9 protein-coding genes are annotated in these 13,222 nt (G+C 61.6%); 3 read left to right on the top strand and 6 right to left on the bottom strand.

The window, feature by feature from the left end; genetic code table 11:
• Nucleotides 1-113 precede the first annotated feature (113 nt).
• A complete protein-coding gene (locus tag FO013_RS02320) occupies nucleotides 114-2,771 on the bottom strand; it encodes a LuxR family transcriptional regulator (RefSeq protein ID WP_186292962.1) in 2,658 nt (885 codons plus the stop codon).
• On the bottom strand, nucleotides 2,768-5,350 hold the full coding sequence (locus FO013_RS02325; protein WP_143920940.1) for a LuxR C-terminal-related transcriptional regulator: 2,583 nt from the start codon (nucleotides 5,348-5,350) through the stop codon (nucleotides 2,768-2,770). The genes FO013_RS02320 and FO013_RS02325 overlap by 4 nt, the downstream gene beginning before the upstream one ends.
• A 694-nt stretch (nucleotides 5,351-6,044) precedes the next feature.
• On the opposite strand from FO013_RS02325, the gene FO013_RS02330 reads away from it, so the two are divergent.
• Nucleotides 6,045-7,238 carry an acyl-CoA dehydrogenase family protein gene (locus FO013_RS02330; protein WP_143920941.1) on the top strand — a complete coding sequence of 398 codons (1,194 nt, stop codon included), beginning with the start codon at nucleotides 6,045-6,047 and terminating at the stop codon, nucleotides 7,236-7,238.
• Between the two features lie 39 nt (nucleotides 7,239-7,277).
• Nucleotides 7,278-8,426, top strand: coding sequence for an acyl-CoA dehydrogenase family protein (locus FO013_RS02335; RefSeq protein ID WP_143920942.1), 1,149 nt, complete (start codon nucleotides 7,278-7,280; stop codon nucleotides 8,424-8,426).
• 378 nt (nucleotides 8,427-8,804) lie between these two features.
• Here the strand turns inward: FO013_RS02335 and FO013_RS02340 are convergent, their stop codons facing one another.
• The 4 genes from FO013_RS02340 to pyrE form a co-directional block, all read right to left on the bottom strand.
• Nucleotides 8,805-9,434, bottom strand: a complete 630-nt coding sequence (locus tag FO013_RS02340; protein WP_143920943.1) for a TrmH family RNA methyltransferase — start codon at nucleotides 9,432-9,434, stop codon at nucleotides 8,805-8,807.
• The gene (locus FO013_RS02345) at nucleotides 9,431-11,020 is read right to left on the bottom strand and encodes an ABC transporter permease (protein WP_143920944.1); all 1,590 of its coding nucleotides are present in this window, start codon (nucleotides 11,018-11,020) and stop codon (nucleotides 9,431-9,433) included. The genes FO013_RS02340 and FO013_RS02345 overlap by 4 nt, the downstream gene beginning before the upstream one ends.
• On the bottom strand, nucleotides 11,020-11,901 hold the full coding sequence (locus tag FO013_RS02350) for an ABC transporter ATP-binding protein (RefSeq protein ID WP_143920945.1): 882 nt from the start codon (nucleotides 11,899-11,901) through the stop codon (nucleotides 11,020-11,022). Before FO013_RS02350 ends, FO013_RS02345 begins: the two co-directional genes overlap by 1 nt.
• 167 nt (nucleotides 11,902-12,068) lie before the next feature.
• Nucleotides 12,069-12,635: an orotate phosphoribosyltransferase gene (pyrE, locus tag FO013_RS02355; protein ID WP_143920946.1), complete on the bottom strand. Its 567-nt coding sequence runs from the start codon at nucleotides 12,633-12,635 to the stop codon at nucleotides 12,069-12,071.
• Between the two features lie 276 nt (nucleotides 12,636-12,911).
• On the opposite strand from pyrE, the gene FO013_RS02360 reads away from it, so the two are divergent.
• Nucleotides 12,912-13,190, top strand: coding sequence for a GlsB/YeaQ/YmgE family stress response membrane protein (locus FO013_RS02360; RefSeq protein WP_143920947.1), 279 nt, complete (start codon nucleotides 12,912-12,914; stop codon nucleotides 13,188-13,190).
• The last annotated feature ends 32 nt before the right edge of the window (nucleotides 13,191-13,222 follow it).

Below are 13,222 nucleotides of genomic sequence, written 5' to 3' on the forward strand. Positions count from 1 at the left end.
CCTACCGCATGAATGGAATTCGATATTTTTGCGGTTTCCCGAAAACAGTCTGCGCAGTGCGTCAGTCGACCATGTTTCGACCGCATCGACCTGAGCTCATGGACGGTGTGAGGCTAGGAGTTCTCGGACTCCTGCCTTGCGGCTGCCACAGCCTCGATGTTCAGTCGTGCCAAAGCCTCGGCGACCTGATGACGCCGGGTGACACCGAGCTTTCGATACAGGCGGTAGGCATGTCCTTCCACCGTCCTCACCGCGGCTCCGAGCAGATCCGCTATCTCAGCGTTCGACATTCCCTTGACGAGGAAGCCGCAGATCTCTCGCTCCCGTTCCGTCAACTCCACGGACAGGTCGTAGGATCCTCGCGACAACGGTACGCTGCCGCGGAGGTGAAGGCGGTCCTTGGCCAGCTGCATGCATCTTGCAGCGACGTCAGGGGCAGAGGATCTTTGGGCATCGGCGATCCTCAGCAGCGCCGCGGCGTCCTTCGTCCGCAGCGCCTCCCCCACCGCCCCGAGGATACGGAATGCTGGCCCCTCACCCAGTCCGGAGACATGGCGCATCTCCTCAACATCGACTTCCCCGAAGTGGCGGAACAGCAGAAAGCGGATCTGTGCGGACAGTCCGTATGCCTGGTCCCTTTCCGCATCGTCGAGCAGCTGCCGCAGCTGCCTTTCGGATTCTCTATCAGATGTCCGCAGCCACCTGGAGATCAGGGTGTACACCAGCGCCCGTCTGGACTCGAGGTGCAGACCAGAGCGCGCCAACCGGGCGAACCGAGCATCGAAATCCTCTGCCAAGTCCGTCTCGCCGCTGAGTGTGGCAACGTACTGTGCCACACCCAGAGCCGCAGCCAGCAATGAGAACTGCTCCCAGTGCTCCAGGGCCTCGACACCAGCCCGAGCCGATCGCAATGCCGCGCTCAGGTTGCCTTCGAGCAGCGAAAGCTCTGCCGCCATCATGTCGCTGGTCCCGCTCTGAGATGCAATATGGGCGATATCGCTCGACTGCGGCATCTGCAGTGATCGCCGTGCGGCATTCAGATCGCCGTGCTCCATCAGCACCCGAGCGCCGAGCATTCTGAGCACTACGGTTCCCATCCCCAAGCTGGGGAGTTCGCGTTTCACCAGGGTGAGCATTTCGTCCGCCTGCTCAATCCGCCCACGTTCCAGCTCGAGTGATACGCAGACGAGTGACGCCCCCAATCGGTACGCATGCGGCAGAGAGACGTCGAGCGCCTGCCGGTGCAGCAGATCCCTGTTCTGCTGACCATGGGTGCTCACAACTGAATTCACCGTCTGCAGCAAGGCTCTCGCGGTCGCGTCGTCAAGACCCTCAGCGGCGAACCCCCGCGTCGTCTTCTGATCCTGCCTCTTACCGTTCAGACGGCAGGTCTCATCCGTGGAGCCGTTTCGCTCCTGTGCAGCGATCCTGTCGAGAGCCGCCGTGAAGTCGGCGGCCTCAAGTGCCACCGACCTGTGGGTGACCTGGCGGTTGGCCCAGAGCACTGCCGCGGTGATGACGAGTTCCGGACAGCACGCCTTATGCAGACAATGGGCAAGCAGGTCCAGGCCCAGCGCCACCTGCCCGACGTTGCAATAGAGACTCGCCAGCTCGTAGAGTTCGTGAGCGCTCAGCCGATCAGTCGGAACATCGGACATGATTCGCAGAGCTCGATGCCAGTCACCTGCCTCTATCGCGATTGTCGCAGCATCGATGACCTGTCGTTCATCCACGTCAACCCCACATCCCAGTGCCCATTCCGTTCTGAGCATCTGGGACCTCCAACTGGGATGGTCCGGGTAGTCGCAGACTATGCCGTACCACCTCCGACTGCGGCCGATCGGGGCGCTGTATCGAATCGTCTCCGAAGAATGGTGCTCACGTGCAACGTAGACTCGCGCGGTGTCTCCGATGATGCGAAGCTCATCGCCGTCGACCAGGCGGTCGGCTGCTGGTCCGAGCCCGATTGAGAGCATAAGATCGATGTCGATCTCACCGGCCATGACGACAAGCTCGAGAGCTTCCTTCTCCGCCGTCGAATGCTGGTCGAGATCCATCCGGGCGAAATCACGTGCCCGTACATCGAAATCGATGTCGAGTCCATCAAGCACCAGCACACCATTCCGCGACAGCAGGCGATTCTTTCTCCGGCAGTATTCGAGGAGCTCCAGCAGCTTTCCGGGATTGCTTCCCGAGTGAAAATCGACGATGTCGAGGACGCCCTGTGCGGCGATCCCGCCGAAACTGTCTTCGACTGCGTTACGCAGGTCATCTTGAGTGAGCGGCTCCAACACCAACTGCGAAAGCACCTGTTCGTCTACCAACTCAGCGAACGGCCAGAACCCATCGACCACGGAGTGGCGAGTCATCGCCACGAGTCTGATCGTGCCGTCGGTCGCCAGCTGCGTGAGCATGCGGAGGCTGTGCTCATCGAGATAGTGAGCGTCATCGACGAATACAGCCGGCACCTGGGCGCTACCCGTCACCGCCGATATGACTCGCCCCTGCAGGCCACCTGGGTCGTCGAGGTCGACGATCATTCCGAAGACTCCGAATGGAATTTCACTGAGCACACGATCGGCGCGCAGCCAGTGCTCCTGCCCACCTCGGCGCCGATGCACCTCCTTCGCCAAACGTGTCTTCCCCATGCCGATATCGCCTTCGATGAGGATGCCGACCATGGACGAATCAGTCAGCGATTCCTCAATGATTCGAAGCTCGTCCACGCGACCGAAGAGCGGCGGGCGACTGAACGACCGCTGACGGGTCATGCCAGACTCCGTGCGATCTGCTTGAGTTCTTGACGGTCGCTGACGTGCAGACGTCGATAGAGTCGGCCGAGGTGCCATTCCACTGTACGCACGGAAAGATGCAGCCGAGCTCCGAGCTCCGAGTTGCTGGCGCCCTCCGCCACACCGTTCACCAGTTGCTTCTCCATCGCCGTGAGCATCTCCGACAGATTCGCACCGCCAGCATCGAAGGTGATCGCGCGCAGACTCGAGTCCAACAGTATCCGAGCATGTTTGACAGCGGCAGAATCGTGGTTCCGCACAGCTCTGTCGCGTGCCGACCGTGCCAGATCAGCGCCCATCACGACAGCACCGAAGCTCAGCGCTTCATCTGCGGCTTTGATCTCTGCATCGTCATCTTCTCCGAGGCAGGCCTTGGCGACTGCAGACGCCAAACGCCCAAGATCGCCGTCAACGTTCTCAGCCTCATCGATCAGATTCAGCTGCGCCGCTGGACTGCCGTGCCGGCTCGCCTCCATCCAGGCGTAGACAGCCAGAGTGTGTGCCCCACGCTTCGCAGCCTCCGCACCAAGGCGGTACATCTCGTCTGCGATCTCTGCAGTATTGGTCAGCGCCTCCGCCTCGAGCTCAAGCAGACCGGTAATGAAGTCACGGCACCAGTCGTAATCGGCTCTGGGAACTCCGCGCGTCGATTCCTTGGCACCAGCGACCGAACTGGCTTCGGTCGGTTCGACCCTGCGAAGGTGGGCCCGCCGATCGTCCGACACTGCTGTCGATGAGCGCCGAGTCGATGTTTCACGCATCCGCAGAAGCCCCTCGGACAGGCGGAGGGCAGCCTGCATGAGATCGCGGTTGTCCTCACGCTCGGGCGCATTGGCCAAGGCCTTGGCCAGAGTCTGCTGCGCTCGTGTGATATGTCCGGTCCACAGATCGACAAGTGCTGTGACAGAGGCCGAGTCAGCCCACATGGGAGCCAGTCGCCGCAAGGTCGTGCGAGCACAGTCCCAATCTCCGGCCAAATAGCGACCCATAAAGATCTGCGGCACCGAGTCCTCCACCTCGAAGCTGGTGGTATCCGGCAGACTGAACATCATTTCGGCCTGAGCCAGGAACTCGAGCCCCCGCTCGATTCGGCCACACATAATTTCAACCTCGCCCAGAAGCGAGCATGCACGCAGTCGATGCCGGGGCAGACAATCGCGATCGCGGAAGACGCGCTCGGACAGTTTCCGGCCCTCCTCCAAACGCCCTCCGCGCACCTCGAACTGGGCCCGGGTGACATCCAAGCGGCCGGTGTCGACAGCGCACTTCAGCCGATCGCGAACCGATTCGGTGCGCAGAGCATGCGGTTCACGCGGATCGGTCAATCTCAGCTCGAGGCACGCCAGCCGGGAGAGATATCTGTCCGATCCCTGACTTGTTTGAGGGGAGGAGACCAGCCGATCGACGATCAGCTCTGCCTCTACGGTGTCCCCTCGACCGCGTTCTGCACGCGCCAGTTCGAGGTGAATCTCGGGGTCCTCAGATTTCGAGTCACGCAGCACGTCGATCGCGGCAGCGAAGTCTCCCCGTTCATTCGCCCACATGGCGGCACCGAGAACCTTGACCGAGTCCACCGGGACTCCCCAATCCTGCGTCCATCTCACCTGCCCGAACAGCGAAGCTCCAACGAGGGGAGTCGTCTCCAGAACAGGTGTGATGTCCCTGAGCAGCTGCAGACCCTGCGAGGGCTGAACACTGTCACGCAGAATCTGAGCGACCGCAGGTTCGACCACAGTCGCCTCGGCGCGCCTGCCTTTGGTGATGTTGATGATTCCGCGTTCTTCCAGACTGTCGAGGAGGTCCGGCTCACACATGCTTCGCAGTGCTTCATAAGGCAGAGCCCCAGCCATGGCGATCATTTCGAGAATCCGCTTCTGAGCCGGCAGCACATTCCACAGTGCACGATGGTCGGCCCCACGTCGGGAAGCGACTTTAGCGGTTCTGCCGACGATGAGCTTTCTCAGCATCCGGGGGTTGCCCCGCGACTTCTCTCGGTAGTCGACGATCCTCCTATCATCGAGCTCATACCCCAGTTCCCGAGCAACGGCTGCGATGGCCGGTCCGTCAAGGCCCTCAAGATCCGTGCGCGCAACCTTTCCAGCAGTCCAGAGGGCCGCCAACAGATCAACCGGAGGCCTGATCGTTTCCGCCGCTGCCACAAGTTTGATCCGACCAGCGGCAGCCAATTGAGAGACGATCGAGAGGGAATGCTCATCTACCCGATCAGCATTGTCGATGATCACAACAGGAATGCGCGCTCGCTCGAATATCCGCCTGATGATCGACAACGCGGCGCCCGGCGCGATCTCGTGGGTCGACTCGCCTTCACACGAGAGCAGAACTTCGAAGATGCCGAGATTCCTGGACGCGATCAGGTTTGAGCCGCGGAAACGGAATACGGGCACTTCCGAGTTCACATTCGCAGCAACTGCATTGATGACAGTGGTCTTTCCCATTCCGGAGGCGCCGATGACCAGTGCACCATAGACATCGGGATTCGCCAGGTTTCTGGTGATCTCCGCGATCTCTGCCTGACTGCCGCTGTTGACAGCACTCATGGATGGACGTGGGGCAGTATCCGATTTCACTTCGGTACGCTCGCTCGCTCGAGCATCGCTCCTCGAGCGCCCGACTGCGTCGAGGCGTACCTGTAGCGCTGCAGGCACCCCACAGCCGCAGGCGGGTGCACGACGGCACTTAGGCGACTGCGTCGGATCAGGGGAACCGACTGACGATTGCGCACACTCCCACCGAAACGGCGGAGGGTCTCACACAATTCGACAGTGAATGTGCGAGTTTCTTGGGACACGAGATTCATCCCGTTCACTTCTCTCAAAGAGCGCATATCGAGTGTGCATTTGAGGGAATCACTCGATTATGCGACAAACCTGGTGATCTTGTTTGGCTAATCGCTCCCGATAAACGGGATGGTACTCATTTGATACTAGACCCGCTTCATGACCAACTGGAACTCCAGCACCGCAATGTTAAGGATTTGTAACATTCCAGATGATCGATTGTCACAGAAAGGCAATACTTCAGGCATGTCCGATAACGGCCGTGAATATCCCCTCCGAACCGCACCACTCTGACTCTCGCCTCGAACGAGCCGACCACCGATGAGGATCGGCACGACAGCACGGCGTAATCTTCCACGACCATCGGTCACGCTCACGCCCTACCCACTTGTGAGCCCGAACACCGAACCGTACTATGGGAGCTAAGTTACCGAACGATCAATCAGGAGTTTTCATGGACACCCTGCTGAATGCAGAGGAGCGCGAGTTCGCTCAGAAGATGCGTCAGTTCTATCGCACGGAGATCCCCGAGGAGCTGCGCTTCAAAGTCGCCACCGGCCAGGAGCTGACCAAGGAGGACATGGTCACTTCGCAGCGGATCCTCAATCAGCATGGTTACGCCGTACCCAACTGGCCCGTCGAATGGGGCGGCCAGGACTGGACTCCGGTACAGCGCCACATCTGGCTTGAAGAGATGCAGCTGGCCTGCGTTCCACAGCCGCTGCCCTTCAACGTCTCCATGGTCGGCCCGGTCATCGCGACCTTCGGCAGCCAGGAGATCAAGGAGCGCTTCCTTCCGGCCACCGCCAATATCGACATCTGGTGGTCACAGGGCTTCTCCGAACCCGATGCCGGCTCTGACCTCGCATCGCTGAAGACCTCCGCGGTCCGAGACGGCGACAAGTACATCGTCAACGGACAGAAGACCTGGACGACACTGGGCCAGTACGGCGACTGGATGTTCAACCTGGTCCGCACCGACCCGAATGTGAAGAAGCAGGCCGGCATCTCGTTCCTGCTCATCGACATGAAGACGCCCGGAGTCACGGTTCGCCCGATCCAGCTCATCGACGGCGGCCATGAGGTCAACGAGGTTTTCTTCGACAATGTCGAGGTCCCCGTCGAGAACCTCGTCGGCGAAGAGAACAAGGGATGGACCTACGCGAAGTTCCTGCTCGGCAACGAGCGAACAGGGATCGCCCGGATCGGCGGCTCGAAGGTCAACCTTGCCCGCGCCAAGGCCTACGCCGCGGTGACGAAGACGGCACGCGGCACCCTGCTCGACGATCCGCTGTTCTCCGCCCGCCTGACTCGGATAGAAGCCGAGCTGACCGCTCTCGAAATGACTCAGCTGCGGATCCTCTCGACTCAGGCCGCCGGATCTGACAAGCCGGATCCACGCTCTTCCGTGCTCAAGCTCAAGGGCTCACAGCTGCAGGAAGACATCAGCGAGCTGCTCGTCGACGTCCTCGGTCCGCAGGGGCTGGACTTCGTCACCGACCGCGCTCAGGGCGAGGGATTCTCGGACCTTCCGCTCGGAGCAGTCGACGCCCTTCCCGCGTACTTCAACACCCGCAAGGTCACCATCTACGGAGGCTCGTCCGAGGTGCAGCGCGGAATCATCTCGAAAGCACTGCTTGGTCTCTGAGGTCTCCGCGACCCCAGAACACTTAAAAAGAGGACAACAATGGATCTTGAACTCAACGACATTCAGCAAGAACTCGCCAGCACCCTGAACAAATACCTGCGCAGCGAGTACGACACCCAAGCCCGCGAAGCCATTCTGCACAGCGAAGAGGGCATCTCCCGCGAGAAGTGGGAGCAGTTCGCAGAGATGGGCCTGCTCGGTCTGGCAATCCCGGAGAACTACGGTGGAGCAGAAATGACCTTCGCCGAGGTTGCTGTGGTCTTGGAAGCATTCGGCCGTTCACTCGTGCTCGAGCCGTTCCTGGCCACAGCAGTGTTGGGTGCCAATGCGATCGCCGCAGCCGGCAGCGAAGAGCAGAAGCAGGAGATCCTGCCCTCCGTGTGCGAAGGCCAGACCTTCCTCGCATTCGCGGCCCTCGAGCCCGGCCTGCGCTACGCGGTCGATACTCCGTCCACCACCGCCTCGGCGAGCGCTGACGGTGCCTTCACGATCAGTGGCGAGAAGAACGGCGTGCTCGGTGGCGACGTCGCCGACCAGTTCATCGTCACAGCCTCGGAGAACGGCGAACTCGGATTGTTCCTGGTCGCCGCGACGGCAACCGGAGTCTCCCGCGTCACTCACCGCCAGGCCGACGGCCAGGGAAGCGCCAGCGTGAAGTTCGACAACGCACCGGCCCAGCGCCTCGGCGCCGCCGATGCGCGTGCCGTCGTCGCCGAGGTGCTCGACACTGCGAACGCTGCGATCATGGCCGAAGCAGTCGGTGTCATGGAAGCCTCGCTGACCATGACCGCCGAGTACCTCAAGACCCGTGAGCAGTTCGGTGCCCCGATCGGTGCGAACCAGGCCCTGCAGCACCGTGCGGCCGACCTCTACGCGGACCTCGAGTATGCGCGCAGCATGGCCTTGTACTCGCGACTTGCCGTCACCAACGAGGAAGCCGGCTCAGAGAAGGACCGCCACCGCGATGTCATCGCGGCCAAGATCATCATCGATCAGTCGGCTCGCACCATCAGCCAGGAGTCGATTCAGATGCACGGCGGCATCGGTATGACGATGGAGTACCCGATCGGTCACTACGCCAAGAGGCTGACCGTCATCTCGCGCACCTTCGACGATGCCGATTCGCTGACTGCCGAGCTGGCAGAGATCGGTGGGCTCATCGAGCCACAGGCTGCCGACCTGAGCTGAGGCCACAGCCCGAGGCAGAGCATTCGCTGACGTCGGGCGTCGAAGTCTCTGCAGAGGAGAAGAAGTCTCTGCAGAGGAGAAGGGGCGTCCCGTGTTCTTCCAATACTGGAAGCAACGCGGGGCGCCCCTTCTTCGTCCTTTGCTGCACTTTTGCCGCAGCAACATCGATGAACCACCGGACAGTTGGTAAGTTCTGATCGAAGCCAGCGCTGAGATCGAGGAGAACTTACCAACCGTTGGGGCCGAAAGTGCCGGCGGGGGCACAGTACAGCACTGCCCACCCGTCGAGGCTCGGCGCACGGATTGCTGAGCGCCCGTCGAGGCTCGGCGCACGGACTGCTGAGCGCCCGTCGGCCACCCTCATCACGTTGGCGGGACTCAGTCCACCGGCTGGTCGTAGACGTGGCGGCGAATCCAGGAGTGCATGGTGATCGCCGCAGCTGCGGCCGCGTTCATCGATCGGGTTGAACCGTACTGTGCGATCGATAGCACCGCTGTACTCGCCTGGTGCGCTTCCTCACTCAGGCCCGGCCCTTCCTGCCCGAAGAGCAGCAGGCTGCGTCGCGGCAGGTCATAGGTCTCCAACGGCACCGAGTCCGGGAAGTTGTCGATTCCGATCAGCGGTACGGAATTGTCGGTGCACCACTGCAGGAGGTCGTCGATGCTCGGGTGGTGGATGATGTGCTGATACCGGTCAGTGACCATCGCCCCGCGCCGATTCCACCGCCGTCTGCCCACGATGTGCACCGCAGCGGCGTTGAAGGCGTTGGCCGTCCTGACCACGGACCCGATGTTGAGGTCATGTTGCCAGTTCTCAACACCGACGTGGAATTCGTGCCGTGTCGAGTCGAGATCGGCGACGATCGCATCGAGCTTCCAGTAACGGTATCTGTCGACGACATTGCGACGGTCGCCCTCAGCCAGCAGCTCGGGATCAAAGTGCTCAGACACAGGCCAGGGGCCGGTCCACGGACCGACCCCTACCTGTGGCGTGCTGTCTTCAGTCACTTCTTGTCATCGGTTTCATCCGTTGACTCATCAACCTTCGTCTTCTTCGCCGAGGTGTCGTCGGCGTCCGAGTCGATCCCATCGTCCGAGTCGGAGTCCGCATCGATATCCGATTCCGCGGCAGAGTCCTTAGAACCGGCCTTCTTGCCGGCTGAGCCGACGGAGACCTTCTGCGCACGCTTGCTCATCTTCACGGTCTTGCCGCTGCGTCCTCCGCCGGTGAGTACCGCGCGAACGTAGGCGCTGCTGGCCAAGGAGTGGATGATGAGGGCGACAAGGGCAGCAATGGCTGCGGCGACGAGGCCCTCCCACCATGCGGGTGGGCTGCCGAAGAAGCGTCCGGCAATTCCCAGCGGCGAGGTGAAAGGAGTCCACGACAGCACCTTGGCGACCGTTCCCGATGCTCCCACGATGACGGGTGCGATGAAGCCGGCTACGGTGATGACGCCGATGATCGAGACGAAGGCCTTGCGTGCCTTGCTGCCGGACACCGTCGATGCCCAGACGAGGAGCGCATAGATCGCCCACGCGGTGAACAGCAGAGTCAGTGCGAACCAGCCCAGGCCGGGCAGCATGGCGAATGCCAGTGAGGTCTTGCCTGTGATGGAGAGTCCGAGTTCGGCCACAACGATCGCGACGACAAGGTGGACGGCCGTCAGAGACAGCATGCCCGTGATCCGACCCGACGCCGAGGCCCGAGGTGGGATCGTGGCGGCGATGATCTCGGTGATCCGATTGCGCTTCTCCAGGCGCAGGTTCTGATAGAGCGCGGTGCCGAGTGTGGCCACCACGAGCAGTGCGAACACTGCCATGGCCCACAGCAGCCCAGTGGCGACCTCGTCGCCGACCGCCGGCGAGTTCAGCAGTGTGGCCTCAGTCTTCGGTGCCAGCTTCTCCAGCAGCGCCTCGGGCTGTTCGTCCAAGGCGATGATCGTCGGCTGGGCCTGTCCGCTGGGGTCCTGGATGAAGGCCGCGTCGACCTTGCCCTCTTTGACCAGCTTCTCTGCGGTTTGAGCGTCTTTGGCGTCGGTGATCTTCACGCCCAGCTGCTGCTCGTACATGGCAGCCTGCTCACCCACACCGACCATAGCCATGCTCGGAGTACCCGACTTCGATTCTGTTCCAGCGACGACGCCCGAGATGACCGCAGCGAGGATTCCGAGCACGATGACTGCACCGGTGACCAGGAAGAACGGACTGCGCAATGCGGTCGTACTCTCCCGGTTCGATACCAGCCAGGCGGCCTGACGCCTGTTCACGTCGACGAACTCGGAGACCAGACCGGTTTCAGGAAGCTCATCGGCCGAGGGCCTGTCCTCGGCAAGTTCGAACGGAACCTCATCGAGTCCGTCGTCGGCCGCCGCTGCGTCAGCATCGCTGGCGTCAGCTGTGTCGCTCGCATCGGCAGCTTCATCGTCGGCAGCCGCAGCAGGCTTGGCGCCCTGTGCTGAGTCTGCATCGTTGTCGGTCACCGTGACGTCGTCGCCGACGGATGTGCCCAGATCATCGATGTTCTCTCCCGCAGTGCCCTTCGACACCTTTGGCTCCGGGGCGTCCCCGTCCTGGCCTTCGTCCTTGCCTGCCATCACAAAGCCTCCTTGTACTGCTCGGCCAATGTCGGGCGAACACTCTCGAAACTCTTCACACCATTCAGTGCTGCCACGGTCTGTGCGGCGGAGCCTGCATCGGCTGCTCGGAAGCTGACGATGTTGTCTGCGGAATCGACAACCGCAACGTCGCTGATGCCTGCGCGGCTCTCCAATGACTTGGCGGCCGCCTCGGCGTCGTCAAGCTCCACACGGTACTTCACGTCCGAACGCAGCTCCTGCACGCTGCCGGACACGCTGGTCCGGCCCTGGCTGAGGACGATGACATCGTCAGCATGGGTCTGCGCGGCCTCCCAATTGTCGGTGGCCAGGATGACGGGCACCCCGGAGGCGGCGTGGGCGCGCAGGAGAGACATCACAAGTTCGGTTGACTGTGAGTCGAGTCCGGAGAAGGCGTCGTCGATGACGACGACATCGGGGTCGGCGGCCAGCGTAGCTGCGATGTCGACGCGGGCGATCTCCGTGCCGCTGAGGTTCTTCAACGGTGCATACCCGCGATCGGCAAGCTCGAGGCGCGAGAGCAGAGTCAGGGCATTGCGCTCTGCGGCCCCGAGGGTGATGCCGTGCAGACGCGCAAGGTAGACGATCTGATCGATCACACGCATGTTCGGGTAGCCGCCGCGCTCGGCGGGCAGATATCCGAAGTTCTGACGATCGCCGAAGTCGAGCTCGAAGTCCTCGAGCTTGACGGTGCCCTCATCGGGCGAGATCAGCCCCATGATGACGCGAACCAGCTCGGTCCGGCCGGCCGAACGGGTTCCGACGATTGCGGTGATCCGGCCTGCCTGCGCGGTGAAACTCACCTCGTCGAGATAAGTTCGCTTTCCCTTGCGCAGGGAAACCTCTTTCAGTGTGAGCACGCGTCATCCTTACTTTTCCTGAAGCAGTACTGTGGGAGTGTCTCATCTATCGTGTTGAATCGACCACGATGTTTCAATCCAGGACCCCGATTACGACAGAATTGCCAGTCGAGTCCCAGCTGGTGATCGACGGGTGGAGATCCGCCCGTGAAGCTCCGCCGAACGTCTCAATCCAACCCAAGATCGCTTGTCGTCAACGCCGTGAGATACGGAATGCCTGTTGCCTCGACGCGCTCCTTGGCGCCCGTGTCCCGGTCCATGACCACGGCCACTGCCATCACCTCGGCGCCGGCCTCCTTGAGGGCTTCGACCGCGGTGAGCACGGAACCGCCAGTCGTCGAGGTGTCTTCGACCGCGACGACCCGCTTGCCCTTGACGTCTGGCCCCTCAACTCGACGAGACATCCCGTGCTTCTTCGCCTCCTTGCGAACGACGAAGGAGTCCACGGGAGTGCCGCGAACCACTGAGCGGTGCATGACGGCGGTTCCGACCGGATCGGCGCCCATCGTCAGCCCGCCCACGCCGTCGACCTTGTCGAGCAGCCCCTCGGCAGCCAGGAGATCGAGCACCACATCACCGATCAGTGGTGCGGAGCGATGGTCGAGAGTGACCCTGCGCAGATCCAGATAGTAGTCAGCTTCCCTGCCAGATGAGAGGGTCACCTTGCCACGAACAACGGCGAGTTCGTCGATGAGGTCGAGCAACTGTCGGCGGGTGTCTGCACTATCGATCATGTCCCCAAGTCTAAACGGCCAGTGCGGTTGCGCAGACCAGGGCTGTCACACACGCCGAGGTGGTGATGAAGTTCCGGCCGCCCTCGCCGAGGTGGTGATGGGAATAACGACATTCGAATCGAATCCGTCCGTGAGGTTTCCGCCGAGCGAACGTCTGTATCAATGTCATAAAAGATCGGGCTAAGCTGTACGTTCCGTGAGAATCGGATCTACCATTGGAGACAGATCCACCCAACATGCCCGATCATCAGCTACTTCAGAAGGGATGTGAACCTCATGGGTTTCATCGCATATTTGATCCTCGGACTCATTGCCGGCGCCATTGCCAAGGCGATTCTGCCGGGCAAGCAGGGCGGCGGCATCATCGCCACACTCATCATCGGCGTCATCGGAGCCATGCTCGGAGGTTGGATCGGAGGCGCACTCTTCGGAGTCCAGATGGATGCGTTCTTCTCTCTGTCCTCCTGGCTGTGTGCGATCGGCGGCGCGCTGATCGTCCTCATCATCTGGGGCTTCATCACCAGCAAGATGGGCAAGAAGGACAAAGCAGCCTGATCATGATCTGACTCAGGCACGATTCGACCCTT

The organism is Brevibacterium aurantiacum, from assembly GCF_007558825.1.
GTDB lineage: Bacteria > Actinomycetota > Actinomycetes > Actinomycetales > Brevibacteriaceae > Brevibacterium > Brevibacterium aurantiacum_A.

Excerpts from the sequence above, each read along its gene's own strand:
- FO013_RS02330 (WP_143920941.1), top strand. The coding sequence starts at position 6,045 with ATGGACACCCTGCTGAATGCAGAGGAGCGCGAGTTCGCTCAGAAGATG.
- FO013_RS02335 (WP_143920942.1), top strand. The coding sequence starts at position 7,278 with ATGGATCTTGAACTCAACGACATTCAGCAAGAACTCGCCAGCACCCTG.
- FO013_RS02320 (WP_186292962.1), bottom strand. The coding sequence starts at position 2,771 with ATGACCCGTCAGCGGTCGTTCAGTCGCCCGCCGCTCTTCGGTCGCGTG.
- FO013_RS02325 (WP_143920940.1), bottom strand. The coding sequence starts at position 5,350 with ATGAGTGCTGTCAACAGCGGCAGTCAGGCAGAGATCGCGGAGATCACC.
- pyrE (WP_143920946.1), bottom strand. The coding sequence starts at position 12,635 with ATGATCGATAGTGCAGACACCCGCCGACAGTTGCTCGACCTCATCGAC.
- FO013_RS02345 (WP_143920944.1), bottom strand. The coding sequence starts at position 11,020 with ATGGCAGGCAAGGACGAAGGCCAGGACGGGGACGCCCCGGAGCCAAAG.
- FO013_RS02360 (WP_143920947.1), top strand. The coding sequence starts at position 12,912 with ATGGGTTTCATCGCATATTTGATCCTCGGACTCATTGCCGGCGCCATT.